At 61.7% G+C, this 22,547-nt stretch carries 18 protein-coding genes; 10 read left to right on the top strand and 8 right to left on the bottom strand.

The window, feature by feature from the left end:
- Positions 1 to 5: 5 nt before the first annotated feature.
- Together MUM_RS0114995 and MUM_RS0114990 are read right to left on the bottom strand one after the other, a co-directional pair.
- Positions 6 to 743, bottom strand: coding sequence for a hypothetical protein (locus MUM_RS0114995; RefSeq protein WP_010171109.1), 738 nt, complete (start codon positions 741 to 743; stop codon positions 6 to 8).
- 237 nt (positions 744 to 980) lie between these two features.
- Positions 981 to 1,340 (bottom strand): response regulator, encoded by a 360-nt coding sequence (locus tag MUM_RS0114990; protein ID WP_010171108.1) that lies wholly within the window; start codon positions 1,338 to 1,340, stop codon positions 981 to 983.
- A gap of 323 nt (positions 1,341 to 1,663) precedes the next feature.
- On the opposite strand from MUM_RS0114990, the gene MUM_RS0114985 reads away from it, so the two are divergent.
- The 5 genes from MUM_RS0114985 to MUM_RS0114965 all read left to right on the top strand — a co-directional run bounded on the left by MUM_RS0114985 (position 1,664) and on the right by MUM_RS0114965 (position 8,231).
- Positions 1,664 to 5,161: a response regulator gene (locus tag MUM_RS0114985; protein WP_010171107.1), complete on the top strand. Its 3,498-nt coding sequence runs from the start codon at positions 1,664 to 1,666 to the stop codon at positions 5,159 to 5,161.
- A 15-nt stretch (positions 5,162 to 5,176) separates the two neighbouring features.
- On the top strand, positions 5,177 to 5,992 hold the full coding sequence (locus MUM_RS0114980) for a CheR family methyltransferase (protein WP_010171106.1): 816 nt from the start codon (positions 5,177 to 5,179) through the stop codon (positions 5,990 to 5,992).
- Positions 5,989 to 6,588, top strand: a complete 600-nt coding sequence (locus MUM_RS0114975; protein ID WP_010171105.1) for a chemotaxis protein CheB — start codon at positions 5,989 to 5,991, stop codon at positions 6,586 to 6,588. Before MUM_RS0114980 ends, MUM_RS0114975 begins: the two co-directional genes overlap by 4 nt.
- Positions 6,582 to 7,775: a hybrid sensor histidine kinase/response regulator gene (locus MUM_RS0114970; RefSeq protein WP_010171104.1), complete on the top strand. Its 1,194-nt coding sequence runs from the start codon at positions 6,582 to 6,584 to the stop codon at positions 7,773 to 7,775. Before MUM_RS0114975 ends, MUM_RS0114970 begins: the two co-directional genes overlap by 7 nt.
- Before the next feature lie 78 nt (positions 7,776 to 7,853).
- The gene (locus MUM_RS0114965; protein ID WP_010171103.1) at positions 7,854 to 8,231 is read left to right on the top strand and encodes a response regulator; all 378 of its coding nucleotides are present in this window, start codon (positions 7,854 to 7,856) and stop codon (positions 8,229 to 8,231) included.
- A 30-nt stretch (positions 8,232 to 8,261) separates the two neighbouring features.
- Here MUM_RS0114965 and MUM_RS0114960 read toward each other — a convergent pair whose 3' ends face one another.
- The 4 genes from MUM_RS0114960 to MUM_RS0114945 all read right to left on the bottom strand — a co-directional run bounded on the left by MUM_RS0114960 (position 8,262) and on the right by MUM_RS0114945 (position 13,567).
- Positions 8,262 to 9,932: a response regulator gene (locus MUM_RS0114960; RefSeq protein WP_010171102.1), complete on the bottom strand. Its 1,671-nt coding sequence runs from the start codon at positions 9,930 to 9,932 to the stop codon at positions 8,262 to 8,264.
- Complete coding sequence (locus MUM_RS0114955) at positions 9,929 to 11,431, bottom strand: ATPase domain-containing protein (RefSeq protein WP_010171101.1); 1,503 nt, start codon at positions 11,429 to 11,431, stop codon at positions 9,929 to 9,931. The genes MUM_RS0114960 and MUM_RS0114955 overlap by 4 nt, the downstream gene beginning before the upstream one ends.
- Positions 11,432 to 11,542: 111 nt before the next feature.
- The gene (locus MUM_RS0114950; RefSeq protein ID WP_010171100.1) at positions 11,543 to 12,601 is read right to left on the bottom strand and encodes a tetratricopeptide repeat protein; all 1,059 of its coding nucleotides are present in this window, start codon (positions 12,599 to 12,601) and stop codon (positions 11,543 to 11,545) included.
- A gap of 75 nt (positions 12,602 to 12,676) precedes the next feature.
- Positions 12,677 to 13,567, bottom strand: a complete 891-nt coding sequence (locus tag MUM_RS0114945; RefSeq protein WP_010171098.1) for a bestrophin family protein — start codon at positions 13,565 to 13,567, stop codon at positions 12,677 to 12,679.
- Positions 13,568 to 14,659: 1,092 nt separating this feature from the next.
- On the opposite strand from MUM_RS0114945, the gene MUM_RS0114940 reads away from it, so the two are divergent.
- From MUM_RS0114940 to MUM_RS0114920, 5 genes are read left to right on the top strand one after another with little or no spacing between them, the layout of a single operon-like run.
- The gene (locus MUM_RS0114940) at positions 14,660 to 16,309 is read left to right on the top strand and encodes an AMP-binding protein (protein ID WP_010171096.1); all 1,650 of its coding nucleotides are present in this window, start codon (positions 14,660 to 14,662) and stop codon (positions 16,307 to 16,309) included.
- Positions 16,310 to 16,330: 21 nt separating this feature from the next.
- On the top strand, positions 16,331 to 17,098 hold the full coding sequence (locus MUM_RS0114935) for an SDR family NAD(P)-dependent oxidoreductase (protein ID WP_010171094.1): 768 nt from the start codon (positions 16,331 to 16,333) through the stop codon (positions 17,096 to 17,098).
- Between the two features lie 11 nt (positions 17,099 to 17,109).
- Positions 17,110 to 18,294: an acetyl-CoA C-acyltransferase gene (locus tag MUM_RS0114930; RefSeq protein ID WP_010171092.1), complete on the top strand. Its 1,185-nt coding sequence runs from the start codon at positions 17,110 to 17,112 to the stop codon at positions 18,292 to 18,294.
- Positions 18,295 to 18,303: 9 nt separating this feature from the next.
- On the top strand, positions 18,304 to 19,431 hold the full coding sequence (locus tag MUM_RS0114925; protein WP_010171090.1) for an acyl-CoA dehydrogenase: 1,128 nt from the start codon (positions 18,304 to 18,306) through the stop codon (positions 19,429 to 19,431).
- 9 nt (positions 19,432 to 19,440) lie between these two features.
- Complete coding sequence (locus MUM_RS0114920; protein ID WP_010171088.1) at positions 19,441 to 20,214, top strand: enoyl-CoA hydratase; 774 nt, start codon at positions 19,441 to 19,443, stop codon at positions 20,212 to 20,214.
- A 51-nt stretch (positions 20,215 to 20,265) separates the two neighbouring features.
- Here the strand turns inward: MUM_RS0114920 and MUM_RS0114915 are convergent, their stop codons facing one another.
- Positions 20,266 to 21,417, bottom strand: coding sequence for an acyl-CoA dehydrogenase family protein (locus MUM_RS0114915; protein ID WP_010171086.1), 1,152 nt, complete (start codon positions 21,415 to 21,417; stop codon positions 20,266 to 20,268).
- A 3-nt stretch (positions 21,418 to 21,420) separates the two neighbouring features.
- A complete protein-coding gene (locus MUM_RS0114910) occupies positions 21,421 to 22,524 on the bottom strand; it encodes an enoyl-CoA hydratase/isomerase family protein (protein ID WP_010171084.1) in 1,104 nt (367 codons plus the stop codon).
- Positions 22,525 to 22,547 lie beyond the last annotated feature (23 nt).

The following is a 22,547-nucleotide window of genomic DNA, read 5'->3' as shown; positions in this document are numbered from 1 at the left end:
CTTCCTTATTTCCCAAACGTCACGTTGATCCCGGCAAACAGGGTGAACTGCGGCAGGCCATCGCCTTTGCGGGCGACGGTCCACTGCGGTTCGACGTAGGCATTGAGGATATTGGTCCCGGCTTTCCACGCCTTGCCCACACCGAAACCGATCGGGATGTAATGGGTGTCGTTCTTCAGGTCGAAGGTCCAGGTGCCGGTGGAGCGCAAGTACCAGCCCTTGGGCAGGTTATGCATGACGAAGGGCTGGAAGGTGGCACTTTCCACATGAGCCCGGTCGCGGTCCCCGGCGAACGAGCTTTGGTATTGCACCAGTGCGCCAAGCAGGCCACGGGGCGACGCATCGATGGCCACCGCCGCAAGACCCGCCTGCCATTTGCCGGTGCCCAGCTCATCGTGTTCGGCAGTGGGCGCGGTGATTTGCGGACCAATGCCCAACTGCACGCCGTCGGTCTTGAGCAGGAAAATATCGAACAGGTTCAGGTCGCCAATCCCGGTGCTGTAGCCGCTGTGGGGATCGGGGCGGGTGCTCAGGGGCAGGGTGGCGCGCAGTAACTGGGGCACGCCGATGAAATCCGATGGGGCTACTGGCAATGTGCCTCGTAGCAGCAAGTCATTGGTGTGGGCGTTGCTGTCGAAGAGCCTGGGGGTGTAGTAATCCTGCAGGTTCGCGCCCGGCGCGAGGTTCAGGGGGTTGTTGCTCTTGTTGGCGGTCTCGGCGTTATCGGCGTGGGCCGCAAACATAGGCAACACGGATGACGCCAGCACGAATGCCGGAAGATACGATGACCTGAACATGACAACTCCCCAATTCCCTGGTGACGTTCCCGATAGCGTGTTTAAACAGGCTATCGGACTGTCCTTTTTCACTATTTCTTGTAGGATATGTCGTTTGAAACTAGCAGCAAAATTCAGACTCGCTAGTCAAACGAAAGAATTAGTTGGTTTGTGTGGGGGCAATCACGCAAGTGACCGAGGAAATCAGGCCAGCATGGATTTTACTTTGTCGCGAAGTTGATCAATCGAGAAGGGTTTGGCGATCACCTGCATGCCGTCCGGCACGTCGATATTTTCTGCGTAGCCGCTGGCAAACAGGATGGGCAGGGCGGGGCGTGATTCGCGCGCCTTGACGGCCAACTGCTTACCGTCCATGTCTGGCAGGCCGACGTCGGTCATCATCAAGTCGATGGTCAGCGCGGAATTGTTGACGATACCCAGGGCGCTTTCGGCGTCTGCCGCTTCAAGCACCTGGAACTCCAGCTCTTCGAGGACATCGACGATCAGCATGCGCACGATGGCGTCGTCTTCGACTACAAGGATGGTGGAGGCTGCGGCGGACATAGTGAGAGTTCCCGAGAAGTGGAGGGTACAGGTCTTGATCAGTTGAAAGACCATCCTCTAATGAGTTGCGTCAATCTCGGCAAGTTCCCGAAACAAGGTAGGCATTGTGCCGGTAATGCGTAGGAATGTCCTCCGGTGTTACTCAATCGTGGTGTGCCGAAGCCGCGTTTCAGCGCGCATTGCAACCTGTAGAAAAACACGGGTGCTCGTATATTTTTCAATGAGTTAGGCAGTAAATGTGGCCAATGCTGGCAGAAAAATAGCGCTCAGGCGCGACTTTGGGGCAAACTCCTCGTTTTTCCGCATTTGGCCAAGGCATCCCCATGACTCCCGCGTCGTCAGTCGATGAGAAAAGCTTCCGTAAACTGTTGAGCCGCAACGTGGCGTTGCCCCTGGGTGTCGGCGTGCTCAGCGCGGTGTTTTTCGTGTGCCTGATCACCTACCTGTTGTCGGTGATCCAGTGGGTCGAACACACCGATCGGGTGATCAACAACCTCAACGAAACCTCAAAGCTGACGGTTGACCTGGAAACCGGCATGCGCGGCTTTTTGATCACTGGCGACGAGCATTTCCTCGACCCTTACGAAGTGGCCAAGCCGCGGATCATCTCCGACCTGCGCAACTTGCAGGAGCTGGTGGCGGATAACCCGGAGCAGGTGGACCGACTCAAGCGCCTGGAGTCGCTGCAAATGGCGTGGAACACCTACGCCCAGTCGATGATTGATATGCAGCGCCAGAACGGCGATTACCGTTCGGCCGTGAAAGCCGGGCGCGGCAAGAGCCTGACAGACGAGATCCGCAAGGAGTACGACCGGGCGGTGGCGATGGAGCAACAGTTCCGCATCACCCGCAATGAAGACGTCACTCGCACCACTATCATGAGCGTCAGCCTGTACCTGGTGTTTGTGCTCGGGTTGAGCGGCATCCTGGCGTATGTCGGAAGAAAAAATCTATTAGAACTATCAACAAGTTACAGCGAAAACCTCGAGTCGCAACAGAGGATTGCCAAGCGCCTTGAACAGCAGGCGTGGCTGCGCAACGGCCAGACCGAACTGGCCGAACAGGTGCTGGGCCAGCTGACCTTGAACATGCTGGGCCGCAATGTGTTGCAGTTCTTCGCCCAATACATGGGCTCGGCGGTGGCCGCGCTGTATGTGCGTGAAGAGCACGGCGGCCTCACACGGGTGGCCACCTATGGCTTCTCCCGTGAGCAAGAGCAGCAGGAACAGTCGATCTACAACGATGAGGGCATCGTCGGCCAGTCGGCCCGCCAGGACCGCCTGATTCGCCTCGACGATGTGCCGGTGGACTACTTCAAGGTCAGTTCCGGCCTGGGCGAGGGCCCTACCCGCAGTGTGCTGGTGGTGCCGACCAGCGATGATGGCCGGGTCAACGGTGTGATCGAACTGGGCTTCCTGCGCGAGTTGGAGGAACGTGACGTGGAATTGCTGGAGTTGATCGCCGACAACATCGGCACGTCCATCGAAGCCGCCCGTTATCGCCAGCGTTTGCAAGAAGTACTGGCCGAAACCCAACAGCTCAATGAAGAGCTGCAGGTTCAGCAGGAAGAACTCAAGACCGCCAACGAAGAGCTGGAAGAGCAGTCACGCATTCTCAAGGAGTCCCAGGCACACCTGGAAACCCAGCAGGCGGAACTGGAACAGACCAACGAACAGTTGGCCGAGCAGACCCAGACCCTGGCCGAACAGCGCGATGCCATGGACCAGAAGAACGTCCAGCTCAATCGCGTACAGATCGAGCTGGAAGAGCGTGCCGACGAGTTGCAGCGCTCCAGCAAGTACAAGTCCGAATTCCTCGCCAACATGTCCCACGAGCTGCGCACGCCGCTCAACAGTTCGCTGATCCTGGCCAAGCTGCTGGCAGAGAACCCCCAGGAAAACCTCAGCGCCGAACAGGTCAAGTTTGCCGAGTCGATCTATTCGGCCGGCAACGACTTGCTCAACCTGATCAACGACATCCTCGACATCTCAAAGGTGGAGGCCGGCAAGCTGGAAATGCGCCCCGAGAACACCAGCGTCGCGCGCCTGGTGGATGGTTTGCGTGGGATGTTCGAGCCCCTGGCGGCCGACCGCAAACTCGGGTTCCAGGTGCAGGTGCAGGAAGGTTCACCGCACATGCTGTACACCGACCGCCAGCGCCTGGAGCAGATTCTGAAGAACCTGCTGTCCAACGCGGTCAAGTTCACCGAGAAGGGCCAGGTCAGCCTGACGGTCTCCCGCCAGCCGGACGAGGGCATTGCCTTCACCGTGCGCGACTCAGGGATCGGAATTGCGCCGGACCAGCAGGAAAGCATCTTCGAAGCCTTCCGCCAGGCCGATGGCACCACCAACCGCCGTTACGGCGGTACCGGCCTGGGGCTGTCGATCTCCCGTGACCTGGCCAGCCTGCTGGGCGGGTACATCAGTGTGACCAGTGAGCCGGGCCAGGGCAGCGTCTTTACCCTGGTGCTGCCGGAACACTACGTTGAGCGTGACGCAGACGCACCGGCCATCGAGGCGCCGCGTGTGGTGGTCCCGGCCCCCGCGCCGGCCCCGGTCAAGGTTTCGCCGCTGCCTGTCGCCGACGCGGCGCAGATCCCGCGCTTCATCGATGACCGTGACAAGGCACCGTTTACCACCCGCTGCATCCTGGTGGTGGAAGACGAGCCCAACTTTGCGCGCATTCTGTTCGACCTCGCCCATGAACTCGGTTACCACTGCCTGGTGGCCCATGGCGCGGACGAAGGCTACAGCCTGGCGGAACAGTACATTCCCGATGCCATCCTGCTGGACATGCGCCTGCCGGACCATTCCGGATTGACCGTGCTGCAACGCCTCAAGGAACATGCCGGGACCCGCCACATCCCGGTGCACGTGATTTCCGTCGAAGACCGCGTCGAGGCGGCCATGCACATGGGCGCCGTGGGGTATGCGGTCAAGCCGACCACCCGTGAAGAACTCAAGGATGTCTTTGCGCGCCTGGAGGCCAAGCTGACGCAAAAGGTCAAGCGCATCCTGCTGGTGGAAGACGACGACTTGCAGCGCGACAGCATTGCCCGCCTGATCGGCGACGATGACATCGAAATCACTGCCGTTGGCTTCGCCCAGGAAGCCCTGGACCTGTTGCGCAACAATATCTACGACTGCATGATCATCGACCTCAAGCTGCCGGACATGCTGGGCAACGAGTTGCTCAAGCGCATGTCCACCGAAGACATCTGTTCGTTCCCGCCGGTAATCGTCTACACCGGGCGCAACCTGACCCGGGACGAAGAGGCCGAACTGCGTAAGTATTCGCGCTCGATCATCATCAAGGGCGCCCGTTCTCCCGAGCGCCTGCTGGACGAAGTCACACTCTTTCTGCACAAAGTCGAATCCAAGTTGTCCCATGAACGCCAGACAATGCTCAGGACCGCCCGCAGTCGCGACAGGGTCTTCGAGGGGCGCAAGGTGCTGCTGGTGGATGACGATGTGCGCAATATCTTCGCCCTCACCAGCGCCCTGGAACACAAGGGCGCGATTGTCGTCATTGGCCGTAACGGCCGTGAGGCGATCGAGAAGCTCAATGAGGTCGATGACATCGACCTGGTGTTGATGGACGTGATGATGCCGGAGATGGACGGTTACGAGGCCACGGCCTTGATCCGCCAGGACCCGCGCTGGCGCAAACTGCCGATCATCGCGGTAACGGCCAAGGCCATGAAGGACGATCAGGAGCGCTGCCTGGCAGCGGGCTCCAACGATTACCTGGCCAAGCCCATCGACCTTGACCGATTGTTTTCGTTGATTCGGGTATGGCTCCCGAAGATGGAACGCATTTAAGTGGAAAGACGCTAATTGGAACGAAGCACCGATATTGAACTGCGCTTGCTGATCGAGGCTATTTACCTCAAGTACAGCTATGACTTTCGCGATTACTCCGGCGCGTCGGTAAAACGCCGCGTGGCCCATGCCCTGCGCCAGTTCGACTGCAATACCATCTCGGCCTTGCAGGAGCGGGTGCTGCACGACCCGACGGCGTTCATGCAGTTGCTGCAGTTCCTGACCATTCCCGTCAGCGAGATGTTTCGCGACCCGTCGCATTTCCTGGCGATTCGCCAGGAGGTGGTGCCGCTGCTCAAGACCTACCCGTCGATCAAGATCTGGATCGCGGGCTGCAGTACCGGGGAAGAGGTTTACTCCATGGCCATCCTGCTGCGGGAGGAGGGCTTGCTGGAGCGCACCATCATCTATGCCACCGACATCAATCCCCGCTCCCTGGAAAAAGCCAAGCAGGGGATTTTCTCCCTGGAGAACATTCGCGCGTATACCCACAACTACCAGCAGGCCGGTGGGCGATGTTCATTTGCCGATTACTACACCGCGGCTTACGATCACGCGATCTTTGACAAGACCCTGCGCGAGAACGTGACCTTCGCCGATCACAGCCTGGCGACGGACAGCGTATTCTCAGAAACTCAATTAATTTCATGTCGTAACGTACTGATTTATTTCAATAAAAAGTTGCAGGATCGAGCGTTTGGATTGTTTCATGAGTCGCTGTGCCATCGCGGCTTCCTGGTGCTGGGCAGCAAGGAAACCCTGGATTTCTCGGCCTACAGCAAACGGTTCGAACCCCTGGTCAAGCAAGAACGGATCTACCGAAAATTATGAACCAAGCTGCTGCCAGCCCGGTATCCGGGATCGAGGCTATTGTGATCGGCGCTTCCGCAGGCGGGGTCGAGGCGTTGCTGAGTATCTTCAGCGCCTTGCCCGCCAGCTTCAGCCTGCCGATCATCACCGTGTTGCACCTGCCAGACGAGCGTCGCAGCCAGTTGGCGGAAGTGTTCGACCGGCGCGTGTCGATGAGCGTGGTCGAGGCCCGCGACAAGGAACTGATCCAGCCAGGCACCCTGTATTTTGCCGGCCCCGGCTATCACCTGTCGGTGGAGCACGACCGCAGCCTGTCCCTGAGCCAGGAGGACCGTGTGCACCATTCCCGGCCCGCCATTGACTACCTGTTCGAATCGGCGGCCGACGTCTATGGCGCGGGCTTGCTGGCTGTCCTGCTGACGGGCGCCAATCAGGACGGCGCCCGGGGCCTGGCCCACGTCAAGCAGTGCGCAGGCATCACCGTGGTCCAGGACCCCTTGGAGGCACGGGTCGCCGTGATGCCCCGGGCCGCCCTGGCGCTGCATGAACCCGACTATATCCTCACCTTGAGCCGCATCGGCGAGTTGCTGGCCTCCCTGGAATCGTCCCCATGTTAAGTACTGTCCAGGCCAAACTGCTGATCGTCGACGATCTGCCGGAAAACCTGCTGGCCCTTGAAGCGCTGATCAAGCGCGAGGACCGTCAGGTCTACAAGGCACTGAGCGCCGACGAGGCCTTGTCGCTGCTGTTGGAGCACGAGTTCGCCATGGCCATTCTCGACGTGCAGATGCCGGGCATGAACGGCTTCGAACTGGCCGAGTTGATGCGTGGCACTGAAAAGACCAAGAACATCCCCATCGTGTTTGTCAGCGCCGCCGGCCGTGAACTCAACTATGCGTTCAAGGGCTACGAAAGCGGGGCCGTGGACTTCCTGCACAAGCCGCTGGATATCCATGCGGTCAAGAGCAAGGTCAATGTGTTCGTCGACCTCTACCGCCAGAGCAAGGCGATGAAGCTGCAGGTGGAAGCCCTGGAGCAGAGCCGTCGCGAGCAGGAAGCCTTGTTGACGCGCTTGCAGGCGACCCAGGCCGAGCTTGAGCAGGCGGTGCGCATGCGTGACGACTTCATGTCGATCGTTGCCCATGAAGTGCGCACGCCCCTGAACGGGCTGATCCTGGAAACCCAATTGCGCAAGATGCACCTGGCCCGGGACAACGCCGCCGCGTTCACCCTGGACAAGATGCACGCCATGGTCGACCGCGATGAGCGGCAGATCCAGAGCCTGATCCGCTTGATCGAAGACATGCTCGACGTGTCGCGCATCCGTACCGGCAAGCTGTCCATTCGCCCAGGGCGCTTTGACCTGACGCAACTGGTGCGCAACCTGCTGGAGAACTTTGCCCCGCAAGTCGCCGCGGCCGAGTCCTCGGTGAAATGGATCGAAGAAGGCCCGGTCGTGGGCAACTGGGACGAGTTCCGTATCGAGCAAGTGGTGTCCAACCTGCTGACCAATGCCCTGCGTTACGGGGCCAAGAGCCCGGTGGAAGTGCGGGTGTATGCCGAGCACGGTGAGGCGCGCGTCGAGGTGCGGGACCACGGGATTGGTATCAGCGAAGACAACCAGAAGCGGATTTTCCAGCAGTTCGAGCGGGTGTCGGCCAGCCATGCGGTGGCGGGCCTGGGCCTCGGCCTGTTTATCTCCGAACAGATTATCGCGGCCCACGGCGGTACTATCGAAGTTGAAAGCCGGATAGGCGAGGGCGCCCTGTTTCGCGTCTGTTTGCCCCTGGAGGCCGGGGCGTGAAATCAATCGTGAATCCGACGCAACCTCTGCGTGACCCTATGGTCGTATCAGCAGCAATTGACCGGACAAAGGCTTCCCATGAGTGAAGATGCGCAAGATGTGGTTCTGATCGTCGAAGATGACGAGTCGATTATGTTTGTGTTGGGTGAGTACCTGTCGGGCCTCGGGTACCGGGTATTGAAGGCGATTGATGGTGAGCAGGCGTTTGAAATCCTGGCCACCAAGCCGCACCTGGACCTGATGGTGACCGACTATCGCCTGCCGGGCGGCATCTCCGGCGTGCAGATCGCCGAGCCCGCGATCAAGCTGCGGCCTGAATTGAAGGTGATCTTTATCAGCGGCTACCCGCAGGAAATTCTCGACTGCAACAGCCCGATCACCCGCAACGCACCGATCCTGGCCAAGCCGTTTGATCTGGATACGTTGCAGGAGCACATTCAGCGGTTGTTGGCCTGAGGGCAGGTGAAGAGGGGGCGTGCTCCCTCTTCACGCCCTGATCATCTCCCGCACCTTCGCCGTCAACAAATCAAAGGTAAAGGGCTTGGTGATCATCTGCATGCCGGGGTCCAGAAACCCCCCACGCACGGCCGCATGCTCCGCATAGCCGGTGATAAACAGCACCTTCAAGTCCGGGCGCACCTGGCGGCCGATTTCCGCGAGTTGCCGGCCATTCATGCCGGGCAGGCCAACGTCACTGATCAACAGGTCAATCCGCTGGCTGGACTCGATGATCGGCATGGCGCCGTCGGCGTCACCGGCTTCCACAAACGCATAGCCCAACTCACTCAACACGGCGCTGACCAGCACCCGAACGGCCGGGTCGTCTTCGACGATCAGCACGGTTTCGCCGGCATTGGCGAAGGGCAGCAAGGCGGGATTGGGCGTTTCATCAGCGATTATTTCGCCCACGAAACGCGGCAGGAACAGGCTGACGGTGGTGCCTTCGCCGACCACGCTGTGAATCGTCACGTGGCCATGGGACTGGCGGGCAAAGCCATAAATCATCGACAGCCCCAGGCCCGTGCCCTGGCCAATCGGCTTGGTGGTGAAGAACGGGTCAAAGGCGCGGCTGATCACGCTTTCGGGCATGCCGCAGCCGGTGTCGCTGACGCTCAGCTCCACGTAGTCACCGGGAGTGAGGGTGCCGTAGGCCGCCGTAAACACGTTGTCGAGGTGACGATTGGTGGTTTCCACCACCAGTTGGCCGCCACTGGGCATGGCGTCCCGCGCATTGATCGCGAGGTTCAGTAGGGCGCTTTCGAGTTGATTGGGGTCGACCTCGGCGGTCCACAGCTGCTCGCTCAGCCTTATGTCCAGGGCAATGCTCTCGTTGAGGCTGCGTTGCAGCAGCTCGCCCATGGACGCCACTAGTTGGTTGATCTGCACCGGTTTTGAATCCAGCGACTGGCGCCGGGAGAATGCCAGCAGGCGGTGGGTCAGGGCGGCGGCGCGGTTGGCCGAGGTCACGCCCAGGTCGATCAGGCTGTCGAGGTCGTCGATGCGCCCTCGGGCCACCCGTCGTCGCAGCAACTCAAGGCTGCCGATGATGCCGGTAAGCATGTTGTTGAAGTCATGGGCGATACCGCCGGTCAATTGGCCCACAGCTTCCATTTTCTGTGATTGGCGCAGCGCTTCTTCGTTATTGCGCAGCTGTGCGGTGCGTTCTTCCACCTGCTGTTCGAGGGTTTCCAGCGTACTTTGCAGGCGTTGTTCGCTCTGGCTCAGGTCGATCAGACGGTCGCGGGCTTCGTATTGCCGCCGGCGACCGCGCAGCGCCGTGGTCACCAGGCTGATTAGGGTCACCGGATGGAACGGCCGCTCCAGGAAGGTGACGTTGCCCAGCAGCGTACTCAAGCGCGATGAGCCGTTCTGTCCGCTGCCGCCATGGTGGGTCATCAGCACGATGGGCAAGTCCGACCACGCCGGCTGATGCTGCAAATGAGTCAGCAGCGGTTCCAGGTCGATGCCGTGCATGGCCTCGGCCGCGACGATCAGCAATCCGGCGCCCTGTTCCAGTTCGTCGCACAGCATCTGCAGGTGGCTGGCGACGATGCCGCTGAAGCCCGCCTCGTTGAGCATCATCAGCGCCAGAGTGCTGTCGCGGCCCAGTGGCGCCAGGATGATTGCCCGCTCGGAGATGGCGGGTGCGCCACTCACGAACCTTCTTCCTTGAGCAGCGGGTTATCGGTGCCCATGTAGGTGGGGACGCCACGCAACACACCCTGGAACGCGTCGAGGGGTTCGCCGATGGTCATGCCTCGGCTGCCGATACGGTATTCACGAATCGTCGATTCGTGGCTGCCCGTACGTTTCTTGATGATCGAGATGGCCCGGCGGACTTTGCCGAGGGCTTCGAAGTAACGCAGCAGGATCACGGTGTCGGCCAGATAGGTGATGTCCACCGGCGCCTGCATGTCGCCCACCAGCCCATGCTGGGCCACGGTCATGAAGGTCGCGGCGCCACGGCGGTTGAGGTACAGCAGCAGTTCATGCATGTGCAGGATCAGCGCGTTTTCTTCCGGCATCGCGGCCTGGTAGCCGTTGACGCTGTCGATCACCACCGTCTTGATCCCGCGTTCATCCACGCAGCGGCGCACCCGGTGGGAGAATTCGCCGGGGGACAGTTCGGCGGCATCGACTTGCTCGATCAGCAGGTTGCCGGTGCCTTGCAGGGCTTCCAGGTCGATGCCCATGTTCTTCATGCGCTCGAACAGCAGCCCCAACTCTTCATCAAAAATGAACAGCGCGGCTTTCTCGCCCCGGGCAACGGCAGCGGCGGCGAAGATCATCGAGATCAGCGATTTACCGGTACCGGCCGGGCCCAGGATCAAGGTGCTGGAACCGGTTTCGATCCCGCCGCCCAACAAGGCATCCATTTCGCCGATGCCGCTGGTCAAGGTCTGACGGTTGTAGCCGCCACGGTGCTCGGCCGCCACCAGGCGCGGGAATACATGCACGCCGTCTTCCATGATGGTGAAGTCGTGAAAGCCGCCGCGGTACTTCTGGCCACGGTATTTCACTATCCGCACGCGCCGGCGTTCGGCGCCGTAGTTGGGGGTCAGCTCTTCCAGGCGAATCACGCCGTGGGCCACGCTGTGTACGGTTTTGTCGAGGGACTCGGTGGTCAGGTCGTCCAGCAGCAACACCGTGGCGTCGTAGCGCACGAAGTAATGCTTGATGGCGAGGATTTGCCGGCGATAGCGCAGGGAGCTTTGGGCCAGCAAGCGGATTTCCGAAAGGCTGTCGATGACCACGCGGGTGGGTTTGACCCGTTCCACCACTTCGAAAATCTGCCGGGTGGCTTCACCCAGCTCAAGGTCCGAGGAGTACAGCAGGCTCTGCTGGTGCTCGGCATTCAGCAGGCTTTCCGGCGGCGTGAGTTCAAAGATATGAATGTGTTCGTCCAGGTCCCACCCGTGGGACTTGGCACCCTGGCGCAACTCGCGTTCGGTCTCCGACAGGGTGATGTACAGCGAACGTTCGCCATTGCGGGCGCCTGCCTGTAGGAAGTGCAGGGCTACGGTCGTTTTACCGGTGCCTGGCTCACCTTCGAGCAGGAACAGGTGGCTGCGTGAAAGCCCCCCGGCAAGAATGTCGTCCAGACCTTCAATACCGGTGGCCGCCTTTGCTGTGAACAGCTCTTTGGATGTAGACAAGAAGTGCCCTCGGGTCACGTATCAGTAGGGGGGAGCGCCCGCTGGGGCGCGCCATATTTACTTGACCGTGGCGCCGTGTAGCGGTTCAACGTTTTGTATCAATTACAGCGTTTACAGGCCTTGTTGCAGCGCCGGGTCGTCCGGGTTCTGCTGTTCAAGCTGCGCCAGCAAGACCTGGACGTTCTGCAACTGGCCGGTTTCTTTCCAGTAATTGACCAGCAATACCCGCGCCTTGCGATTGGCCGGGTTGCGCTGGACGATTTCTTCCAGTTGGCGCTGGGCGGCTTCCACTTCCTGCTGGGCGTGCAGGGTGGTGGCCAGGTCGTAGCGATAATCCTGATTGTTCGGTTCCAGCTCCACCGCCCGGGACAGGCTGAGCAGGGCAAAAGGGCGTTCCCCATGGTGCAGCAGCCACATGCCCAAGGCATGTTGCAGGTAAGCCGAGTCGGGATGGGCCTGCAACTGCTTGGCCAGGAGCTGGCGGGACTCGTCGACCTTGCCCTGTTTATCCAGCAATTCGATTTGCGCGACCACCGCCTGCAGATTGTCCGGTTGCAGGCGCATCGCCTGTTCCAGGGCGTTTTGTGCATCGGGCAGCAGCGCGCTGTGAATGTACAGGCGCGCCAGCTGAATCCAGCCTTCGGGGCTTTCGGGCTGGCCCTTGAGCAACTTCACGTATTCGTCGAGCACTTGCTGCAATGGGCCGAAGTACAGCCCCAGGGTGTCGGGGGACAGCCCCAGCAGGGCATTGGCCGCGGCGAACCGAACGCTTTGTTCCGGGTCATCCAGCAGCGGGCCGAGCAACAGCGTGCGCTGGCCGCTGGGCACCAGGCCGACGATGCTGTGGATCGCCGCCTCGCGCACCATTGGCGCGTCGTTGGCCAGGTCCTTGTCCGCCAGCTTCAGGGCCTGGGGGCTGGGGTAGTTGGGCAGTTCGGCATGCAAGGCGGCGCGGCGCACGTCGGACAGGTCCGGACGCCCCAACTGTTGATACAGCACACGGGCGGCGCCGGGTTCGCCGTTATGTGCCTGTTTCAAGGCCTTGGCGTAACCGTGGGCGATGGCCGGGGGCACGACCACCGGGGGTGTACGGGTGAAATACCAGGTGATTGCGGCGATAAACAACAGGGCGCACAGGCCGATGATGGAGTAACGGCGTGACTTTGACATGCAGGCGTCCGAAAGCTGGGGAGCTAGTGCAAAGCCATCAGCTTCGGTCAGGTCATCGCGACTGTCAAACCCGCATCACGTCAGCACGAACTCAATCGGTTCAAGGGCCGGCGGCAACTCGGTTTCGCCGAGGGCGGCGAGGATCTCGCGTTCCAGGGTGCGGACGATGGCGTTGCAGGGCAGGTCGTTTTCGTCGAAGCCGAACGGGTCTTCGAGGTCGTCGCCGATTTCGTCCAGGCCGAAGAAGGTGTAGCTGACGATCGCGGTAAAGACCGGCGTCAGCCAGCCCAGCGGCTCGGCCATGGCGAAGGGCAGCAGAATGCAGAACAGGTAGATGGTGCGGTGCAGCAGCAAGGTGTAGGGGAAGGGCAGCGGCGTGTGCTTGATTCGCTCGCAGGAGGCCTGGACCTGGCTGAGGCCGTACAGCCGGGTTTCCAGTTGGGTGTAGCGCCATTCGGTGATGTGGCCTTGTTCGGCCAGGTTTGAGCAGCGTGCGCCGAGGTCTTGCAGGATGCGGTCGGGCAGGTTCGGGTGGCTGGCCTCGACGCTGACCCACGGCTGGATTGCCCGGGCTTCGTCTTCCAGGCGCAGGCGGGCGACCAGGCCATGGGCAAAGCCGCACAGGCTGCGGAGTATGCTTTCGCGTTCGGCGGTGGTGAAAATTTGGGTTTCGCGGATCAGCGAGCGTACTTCAATGATCATCTGGCCCAGTTGTTTGCGGCCTTCCCACCAGCGGTCGTAGCAGGCGTTGTTGCGAAAGCTCATGAAGATTGACAGCGACAGGCCGAGCAATGTGAAGGGGGTGGCGTTGACCTTCGAGAAATAGGCCGGGTGCAGGGTTTCTACCAGCACGATGACGGAGGCCAGCAAGGTGACCAGCAGGCTGCGCAGGGCGATGCGCTTGGCGATTGAGCCCTTGAGGGAGAACAGGATGCCGAGCAGGTTGGGTTTGGGGCGGACGATCATGGGCGGGCTTCTTGGGTGGCGCAGGCCTCAAGCTTAGAAGCTTGGGGGTAGAGCGTCCAATCGCTTGGGCTGACTGGGTGATTGGTGGGGTCTATCGCCGGGGGGGGCTTTTGGTGGACATATCCGTTATTTGGGTAACGGCGGCTTATGGTTTCGCTCTTACAGCGACTCACTTTGGAAAAGCCCCAAAGTAAGCAAAGGGCTCTGCCCCGCCTGTCGGCACCTCGCCTAGGCTCGGTGTTCCCTCACTCCGGCGCTGCTCCGCGGGCCGCCGCGATGGGCCATCCTTGGCCCAGCGCGGCTAAACCGGCGTCCTGCCGGTTTACCCGCTCCGCACCACCTGCGTTCGGCCTCGGGCTTATTGGGGCAGTCAGAGCCAGATCAAGATCAAAAGCAAGAGCACAGCGGCCTACAGGCCGGCTTGAGTGGTAGAAGCCAGAGCAAAAGCCAAAGCCAAAGCGAAAACCAAATCTGAAACTGATGCAGCTCTGCTTTTCTGTAGGAGCTGGCTTGCCGGCGATGCAGACACCTCGGTGCATCAGGTACACCCAGTTGATGCTATCGCAGGCAAGCCAGCTCCCACATTTGTACCGTGCCCGCTTTAGATTTTGATTTTGCCTTTGCCTTTGCTTCACACCACTCAAGCCGGCCTGTAGGCCGCTGTGCTGTTGATCTGCTTTTGATCTTGATCTTAGGCGCCCCGTTAAACCACGCTGGCCGAACGCAGGTAGTACGGAGCGGGTAAACCGGCAGGACGCCGGTTTAGCCGCGACGGGGCAGGGACGCCCCGTCGCGGCGGCCCGCGCAGTAGTACCGGAGAGAGGGCACACCGAGCCTGAGCGAGGTGCCGAGTGGTGGGGCAAGAGCGTTTTGCTTACTTTTGCGCTGTTCAAAAGTGAGCCGCTGTAAGAGCGGAACCCTAAGCGGCCGTTACCGCAGCAACGGATATACCCCCCAAAAGCGCAGCCCCCTTGGCCAAACCAGTCAACCAAGTTGAAAGCTTTGACCATTGCCCGTCCACCGCTCTAGAGCGACTATTTCACCGGTCTACGTACCCATCCTGAAAATAAAAACACACAGGGATTTGAAGCGATGCGTGATTACTCGGCTGCCACCACCCAGTTCAACTACCAACACACCGTCGACGCCGCCCTGTCGGGCAACCTGCAGGCGCTCAACGCCTGCGTCGAATGCTGCGACCGCCACGCATTGCCCGGCCGCATCGCACTGTTCTGGGAGGGCAAGGACGGCCGCAGCGCCACGTCCACCTTCACCCAACTGCAAGACCAGGCCGCCCGCTTCGCCAATTTCCTCCTGGCCCAGGGCGTCAAACGCGGTGACAAGGTAGCGGGCCTCCTGCCACGCACCGCCGAGTTGCTGGTGGTGGTACTTGCCACCTGGCGCATCGGCGCGGTCTATCAGCCCCTGTTCACCGCCTTCGGCCCCAAAGCCATCGAACACCGCCTGAACAGCTCCGGCGCAGCGTTGGTGGTGACGGACGCCGTCAACCGTCCCAAGCTCAATGAAGTGGCCGACTGCCCAACCATCGTCACCGTCTCCGGCCCCAACGGCGAAGGCATCGTGCGTGGCGATTTCAGCTTCTGGGCCGAGTTGCCCAACTATTCCAATGCCTGCGAGCCGGTACTGCTGGGCGCCGAAGACCCATTCCTGCTGATGTTCACCTCCGGCACCACCGGCCCGTCGAAAGCCCTGGCCGTGCCGCTCAAGGCGATCGTCGCGTTCCAGAGCTACACCCGTGACGCCGTGGACCTGCGCCCCGAGGACGCGTTCTGGAACGTCGCTGATCCGGGCTGGGCCTACGGCATCTATTTCGGCGTCACCGGCCCGTTGTCCATGGGCCACCCGATCACCTTCTACGACGGCCCGTTCACCCTCGAAAGCACCTGCCGCGTCATCAACAAATACGGGATCACCAACCTCACCGGATCGCCGACGGCCTACCGCCTGCTGATTGCTGGCGGCGAGCAGTTCGCCCAGTCGATCAAAGGCAAGCTGCGCATTGTCAGCAGCGCCGGCGAGCCGTTGAACCCGGAGGTGATTCGCTGGTTCGCCGACAACCTCGGCGTGACCATCCACGACCACTATGGCCAGACCGAACTGGGCATGGTGCTGTGCAATCACCACGGCCTAGAGCACCCGGTGCATGTCGGTTCTGCCGGTTTTGCCTCGCCGGGGCATCGCATCGTGGTGCTGGACGACGACCATCAGGAACTGCCCGCCGGCCAGCCGGGCATTCTCGCGATCGACCGCGAGCAATCGCCAATGTGCTGGTTCGCCGGCTACGACGGGGTCAAGACGAAGGCTTTCGTCGGCAAGTACTACCTCAGCGGCGACACGGTGGAGCTGAACCTCGACGGCAGTATCAGCTTCGTGGGGCGCAGTGACGATGTGATCACCACCTCCGGCTACCGGGTCGGCCCGTTCGATGTGGAAAGTGCCCTGATCGAGCACCCGGCGGTGGTGGAAGCGGCGGTGGTGGGCAAGCCCTGCCCGGAACGCACCGAGATCGTCAAAGCCTTTGTAGTGCTCAGCGAGCAGTACCGCGCCGAGCCGGCCCTGGCCGAAGAGCTGCGCCAGCACGTGCGCAAGCGCCTGGCGGCCCACTCGTACCCACGGGAAATCGAATTTGTCAGCGAGCTGCCCAAGACCCCGAGCGGCAAGCTGCAACGCTTCATTTTGCGTAATCAGGAAATCGCCAAGGCCCAGGCGGCTACGGCGTAATCCCTCTTCAAGGAAACAATGATGCAGATTGAGAACAAGGTTTTTCTGGTCAGCGGCGGCGCTTCAGGCCTCGGCGCGGCAACCGCCGAGATGTTGGTAGCGGCCCGTGCCAAGGTGATGCTGGTGGACCTGAACGCCGACGCCGTCGCCGCCCAGGCGCAAAAACTCGGTGAGCAGGCGCGCAGCGTGGTCGCGGATATCAGCCAGGAAGCCGCCGCCGAGGCTGCGGTGCAGGCCACCGTTGCTGCGTTTGGTGGCTTGCACGGGCTGGTCAACTGCGCCGGCGTGGTGCGTGGCGAGAAAATTCTCGGCAAAAATGGCCCACACGCGTTGGCCAACTTTGCCCAGGTGATCAACGTCAACCTGATCGGCAGTTTCAACCTGTTGCGCCTGGCCGCAGCCGCCATCGCTGAAACCGAGGCGAATGCCGACGGCGAGCGCGGCGTGATCATCAACACCGCCTCGGTGGCGGCCTTTGACGGCCAGATCGGCCAGGCGGCGTATGCCGCCTCCAAGGGCGCGATTGCCAGCCTGACCCTGCCGGCGGCCCGCGAACTGGCGCGCTACGGGATTCGGGTGATGACCATCGCCCCCGGCATTTTCGAAACCCCGATGATGGCTGGCATGACCCCGCAAGTGCGTGAGTCCCTGGCCGCCGGTGTGCCGTTCCCGCCGCGCCTGGGCAAGCCAGGCGAGTACGCCGCGCTGGTGCGGCATATCATTGAAAACAGCATGCTCAACGGCGAGGTGATCCGTCTCGACGGTGCCTTGCGTATGGCGGCCAAATAAGGAGATTTTTCATGACTGATCCAATCGTTATTGTCAGCGCGGTACGTACTCCGATGGGCGGGTTCCAGGGCGACCTCAAAGGCCTGACTGCCCCGCAACTGGGCGCTGCAGCGATACGCTCGGCGGTCGAACGGGCCGGTATTGCCAGCGACGCGGTGGATGAAGTGCTGTTCGGCTGTGTGCTGCCCGCCGGCCTCGGCCAGGCCCCTGCGCGCCAGGCGGCCCTCGGCGCCGGCCTGGACAAATCCACCCACTGCACCACCCTCAACAAGATGTGCGGCTCCGGCATGGAGGCCACCATCCTGGCCCATGACTCGTTGCTGGCGGGCAGTGTGGACGTGGTCATCGCCGGTGGCATGGAGAGCATGTCCAACGCGCCGTACCTGCTGGACCGCGCCCGCAGCGGCTACCGCATGGGCCACGGCCGGGTGCTCGACCACATGTTCCTCGACGGCCTCGAAGACGCCTATGACAAGGGCCGCCTGATGGGCACCTTTGCCGAGGACTGCGCCGAGCACAACGGCTTTTCCCGCGAGGCCCAGGACGCGTTTGCCATTGCGTCCCTGACCCGTGCGCAACAGGCGATCACCGACGGCAACTTCATCGCCGAAATCGTTCCGGTACAGGTCACCGTGGGCAAGGAGCAGAAAACCATCACCCACGATGAACAGCCGCCCAAAGCCAAACTGGACAAGATCGCCACCTTGAAACCGGCCTTCCGCGAAGGCGGCACGGTGACGGCGGCAAACTCCAGCTCGATTTCCGACGGTGCCGCGGCGCTGCTGCTGATGCGTGAGTCCGAAGCGCAAAAGCGTGGGCTCAAGCCGTTGGCGGTGATCCATGGCCACGCAGCCTTTGCCGACGAGCCAGGCCTGTTCCCGGTCGCGCCGGTGGGGGCGATCCGTAAACTGATGACCAAGACCGGCTGGAACCTCGACGAGGTCGACCTGTTTGAAATCAACGAAGCCTTCGCTGTGGTCAGCCTGGTGACCATGAGCAAGCTGGAAATCCCCCACAGCAAGGTCAACATCCACGGCGGCGCCTGTGCCCTGGGCCATCCGATCGGTGCGTCCGGCGCACGGATCCTGGTGACCCTGCTCTCGGCCCTGCGCCAGAAAGGCCTCAAGCGCGGCGTTGCAGCCATCTGCATCGGCGGCGGTGAAGCCACGGCCATGGCCGTTGAATGCCTGTACTAAGGAACACCTATGCTCCCGAATGACGAACAACTGCAAATCAGCGAGGCCGCCCGGCAATTTGCCCAGGAACGGCTCAAACCGTTCGCCGCCGAGTGGGACCGCGAGCATCGCTTTCCCAGGGAGGCCGTCGGCGAAATGGCCGAACTGGGCTTTTTCGGCATGCTGGTCCCGGAAGAATGGGGCGGTTGCGACACCGGCTACCTGGCCTATGCGATGGCCCTGGAAGAAATCGCCGCCGGCGACGGCGCCTGCTCGACCATCATGAGCGTGCACAACTCGGTGGGCTGTGTGCCGATCCTCAAGTTCGGTAACGATCAACAGCGAGAGCAGTTCCTCAAGCCCCTGGCCAGCGGCGCGATGCTCGGCGCGTTTGCCTTGACCGAACCCCAGGCCGGCTCCGACGCCAGCGGCCTGAAAACCCGGGCCCGGCTGGAAGGCGATCACTACGTGTTGAATGGCTGCAAGCAGTTCATCACCTCCGGCCAAAACGCCGGGATTGTGATCGTGTTTGCGGTCACCGATCCGGCCGCCGGCAAGCGGGGCATCAGCGCGTTTATCGTGCCCACTGACTCGCCGGGCTACAGCGTGGCGCGGGTCGAGGACAAGCTCGGCCAGCACGCTTCCGACACCTGCCAGATCCTGTTTGAGGACGTGAAAGTGCCGGTCGGCAATCGTTTGGGCGAGGAGGGCGAAGGCTACCGAATCGCCCTGGCCAACCTTGAAGGCGGGCGCGTCGGCATTGCCTCGCAAGCGGTGGGCATGGCGCGAGCGGCGTTTGAAGCGGCCCGGGATTACGCACGCGAGCGGGAAAGTTTTGGCAAGCCGATCATCGAGCACCAGGCCGTGGCGTTTCGCCTGGCGGACATGGCCACGCAAATCGCCGTCGCCCGGCAGATGGTGCATTACGCCGCCGCGCTGCGTGACAGCGGTAAGCCGGCGCTGGTGGAAGCCTCAATGGCCAAGCTGTTTGCCTCGGAAATGGCCGAAAAGGTCTGTTCGGCGGCCTTGCAAACCCTCGGCGGTTACGGTTACCTGAGCGACTTTCCCCTGGAGCGGATCTACCGCGATGTGCGGGTCTGCCAGATTTACGAAGGCACCAGCGATATTCAACGCATGGTCATTTCACGCAATCTCTGAGGAGTATCTATGAGTTACGAAACCATTTTGCTGGACGTCCAGGGCCGTGTCGGGCTGATCACCCTCAATCGCCCGCAAGCGCTGAACGCCTTGAATGCTCAACTGGTCAGCGAGTTGAACCAGGCGCTGGACAGCCTGGAGGCCAATCCGGAAATCGGCTGTATCGTGCTCACGGGCTCGAAAAAAGCCTTTGCCGCCGGCGCCGACATCAAGGAAATGGCCGAGCTGACTTACCCGCAGATCTACCTGGACGACCTGTTCAGCGACAGCGACCGCGTGGCCAACCGCCGCAAGCCGATCATTGCGGCGGTCAACGGTTTTGCCCTGGGCGGCGGGTGTGAGCTGGCCTTGATGTGCGACTTCATCCTGGCCGGTGACAACGCCAAGTTCGGCCAGCCGGAAATCAACCTCGGCGTGCTGCCGGGCATGGGCGGCACCCAGCGCCTGACCCGCGCCGTGGGCAAGGCCAAGGCCATGGAAATGTGCCTGACCGGCCGGTTTATCGATGCGGTGGAAGCGGAGCGTTGCGGGATTGTCGCGCGGATCGTGCCGGCGGATGAGTTGCTGGATGAGGCGCTGAAGGTTGCGACCCTGATTGCCAGCAAGTCGGTGCCCATCAGCATGATGGTCAAGGAAAGCGTCAACCGTGCGTTTGAAGTGAGCCTGTCTGAAGGTGTGCGCTTTGAGCGCCGGGTGTTCCATGCAGCGTTTGCCACACTGGATCAGAAGGAAGGCATGGCGGCGTTTGTGGCCAAGCGTGCGCCGGAGTTCAAGGATAAGTGAGGCCAAGGTGGGAGTCTGATGGCTCCCACAATTTCAATTTAAATCAACTGCTTACAGCTGATAGTTCTTAAGCTCTCGAGCAATCACCATCCGCTGAATCTCGCTGGTGCCCTCGTAAATCTGGGTAATCCGCGCATCCCGGTAGTAACGCTCCACCGGGTAATCCTCCAGATAGCCATACCCCCCATGAATCTGCATCGCTGAGGAGCACACCTTCTCGGCCATTTCCGAGGCAAACAACTTGGCCTGGGAAGCTTCCGACAGGCACGGCTTGCCCGCACTGCGCAGTCTGGCGGCATGCAGGATCAGCAAGCGCGCGGCGTTCAGGCGGGTCTGCATGTCGGCCAGCAGGTTGGCCACGCTCTGGTGTTCAATGATCGCCTTGTCGAACTGCACCCGGTCACGTGCATAGGCCAGCGCCGCTTCAAAGGCGGCCCGGGCGATGCCCAGCGCCTGGGCGGCAATCCCGATGCGGCCACCCTCGAGGTTGGACAGGGCGATGGCCAGGCCTTTGCCGCGTTCGCCCAGCAGGTTGGCTTCGGGCACGCTGCATTGGTTGAGGGTGACGGCGCAGGTGTCCGAGGCACGGATGCCCATCTTGTGTTCGGTACGGTCCACCACGAAGCCCGGGGTGTTGGTGGGCACCAGGAAGGCCGAGATGCCTTTCTTGCCGAGGTCCGGGTCGGTCACCGCAAACACGATCGCCAGCTTGGCGCGCTTGCCGTTGCTGACGAACTGCTTGGCGCCGTTGATCACCCACTGGCCGTCCCGCAGTTCGGCACGGGTGCGCAGGTTGTGGGCTTCGGAACCGGCCTGGGGCTCGGTCAGGCAGAAGCAGCCGATGGCCTGGCCGCTGGCCAGATCCGCCAGCCAGGTTTCTTTTTGCGCTTGTGAGCCGTAGTTGAGGATTGGCCCGCAACCGACTGAATTATGGATACTCATCAGTGCGCCGGTCGCGCCATCGCCGGCGGAGATCTCTTCCACCGCCAGGGCGTAGGCCACGTAGTCGACGTAAGTGCCGCCCCATTCCTCGGGGACCACCATGCCCAGCAACCCCAGTTCGCCCATCTTGGCGACCAGGGCATCGTCGATCCAGCCGGCTTTTTCCCAGGCCTGGGCGTGAGGGGCGATTTCGCCTCGGGCAAAGTCCCGGGCCATGTCGCGGATCATTACCTGTTCTTCAGTAAATTCAATATCTTGCATGACTTAGTTCTCGTTCTTGTCGAAGTCGCGGAAGAAGCTCTCGACATGATCAGCCTCCAACGCCTGGAGGGTCGGAGGGTTCCAGCGAGGGGTTTTGTCTTTGTCGATCAGCAGGGCGCGTACGCCTTCGATCAGGTCGCCGCGGGCGAACCATTGGCGGTCCAGGTGCAATTCCAGGGCGAAGCACTGTTCCAGGGGCAGGTGGCGACCCCGGCGCAGCATCTGCAGGGTGACGGCCATGGCCAGGGGCGAGCGGGTCTGCATCAGGCTGACGGTGGTCAACGCCCAGTCGTGACTGTCGGCAACGGTGACTTGCTGCAACTGCTCAACGATGCTCGGCACGTCCGGCAAGGCAAAAAAGTGGTCGATGGCCGGGCGCAGTGCCGCCAGCGGAGCGTCGGGCAATTGCTGTACGGCCAGGCCGGCCAGCAGGCCTTGCAGGTCCTTGAGCGGCGAGTCGTGCCATTGAAGGCGGTCGAGCCGCTGATCGAGCTCGCTGAGTTTGGCGCTGTCGAGGTACCAGTCGGCAAGCCCGCAATACAGGGCGTCGGCCGCGCGAATCTGCACCCCGGTCACACCGAGGTAGATCCCCAGTTCACCGGGAATACGCGGCAGGAAATAGCTGCCGCCCACGTCAGGGAAATAACCGATGGCCACTTCCGGCATCGCCAGGCGGCTGCGCTCGGTGACCACTCGCAGGTCGGCGCCTTGCACCAGGCCCATGCCGCCGCCGAGGACAAAGCCGTCCATCAGCGCCAGCACCGGTTTGCGGTAATGGTGGATGGCGAGGTCGAGGGCGTATTCCTCGACGAAGAAGTCTTCGTGAAGGGTGTCGCCGTTCTTGAAACTGTCGTACAGCGAGCGAATGTCGCCGCCGGCGCAGAAGGCTTTTTCCCCGGCACCGCGCAGCACCACGGCGTGCACCTGGGGGTCGTCCGCCCAGGCCTGCAAATGCCGGCTGAGGCTGCGGACCATGTCCAGGGTAATGGCATTCAGGCCGGCGGGGCGATTGAGCGTCAGGTGGCCTATGTGGTTGCGTATTTCAGCCAGGACCTCGTCTTGCAGAATCCCGGCGCTGCTTGCCTCGGATGAAACCTGAGCAGTCATCTCTAACTCCCTGCTTTTATTGT

Source organism: Pseudomonas sp. PAMC 25886 (assembly GCF_000242655.1).
GTDB lineage: Bacteria > Pseudomonadota > Gammaproteobacteria > Pseudomonadales > Pseudomonadaceae > Aquipseudomonas.
Note: the sequence above shows the minus strand (reverse complement) of the source record. Positions and strands in the feature narration are given on the sequence as shown.

Excerpts from the sequence above, each read along its gene's own strand:
- MUM_RS0114995 (WP_010171109.1), bottom strand. The coding sequence starts at position 743 with ATGTTTGCGGCCCACGCCGATAACGCCGAGACCGCCAACAAGAGCAAC.
- MUM_RS0114990 (WP_010171108.1), bottom strand. The coding sequence starts at position 1,340 with ATGTCCGCCGCAGCCTCCACCATCCTTGTAGTCGAAGACGACGCCATC.
- MUM_RS0114985 (WP_010171107.1), top strand. The coding sequence starts at position 1,664 with ATGACTCCCGCGTCGTCAGTCGATGAGAAAAGCTTCCGTAAACTGTTG.
- MUM_RS0114975 (WP_010171105.1), top strand. The coding sequence starts at position 5,989 with ATGAACCAAGCTGCTGCCAGCCCGGTATCCGGGATCGAGGCTATTGTG.
- MUM_RS0114970 (WP_010171104.1), top strand. The coding sequence starts at position 6,582 with ATGTTAAGTACTGTCCAGGCCAAACTGCTGATCGTCGACGATCTGCCG.
- MUM_RS0114965 (WP_010171103.1), top strand. The coding sequence starts at position 7,854 with ATGAGTGAAGATGCGCAAGATGTGGTTCTGATCGTCGAAGATGACGAG.
- MUM_RS0114950 (WP_010171100.1), bottom strand. The coding sequence starts at position 12,601 with ATGTCAAAGTCACGCCGTTACTCCATCATCGGCCTGTGCGCCCTGTTG.
- MUM_RS0114945 (WP_010171098.1), bottom strand. The coding sequence starts at position 13,567 with ATGATCGTCCGCCCCAAACCCAACCTGCTCGGCATCCTGTTCTCCCTC.
- MUM_RS0114940 (WP_010171096.1), top strand. The coding sequence starts at position 14,660 with ATGCGTGATTACTCGGCTGCCACCACCCAGTTCAACTACCAACACACC.
- MUM_RS0114935 (WP_010171094.1), top strand. The coding sequence starts at position 16,331 with ATGCAGATTGAGAACAAGGTTTTTCTGGTCAGCGGCGGCGCTTCAGGC.
- MUM_RS0114930 (WP_010171092.1), top strand. The coding sequence starts at position 17,110 with ATGACTGATCCAATCGTTATTGTCAGCGCGGTACGTACTCCGATGGGC.
- MUM_RS0114925 (WP_010171090.1), top strand. The coding sequence starts at position 18,304 with ATGCTCCCGAATGACGAACAACTGCAAATCAGCGAGGCCGCCCGGCAA.
- MUM_RS0114920 (WP_010171088.1), top strand. The coding sequence starts at position 19,441 with ATGAGTTACGAAACCATTTTGCTGGACGTCCAGGGCCGTGTCGGGCTG.
- MUM_RS0114915 (WP_010171086.1), bottom strand. The coding sequence starts at position 21,417 with ATGCAAGATATTGAATTTACTGAAGAACAGGTAATGATCCGCGACATG.
- MUM_RS0114910 (WP_010171084.1), bottom strand. The coding sequence starts at position 22,524 with ATGACTGCTCAGGTTTCATCCGAGGCAAGCAGCGCCGGGATTCTGCAA.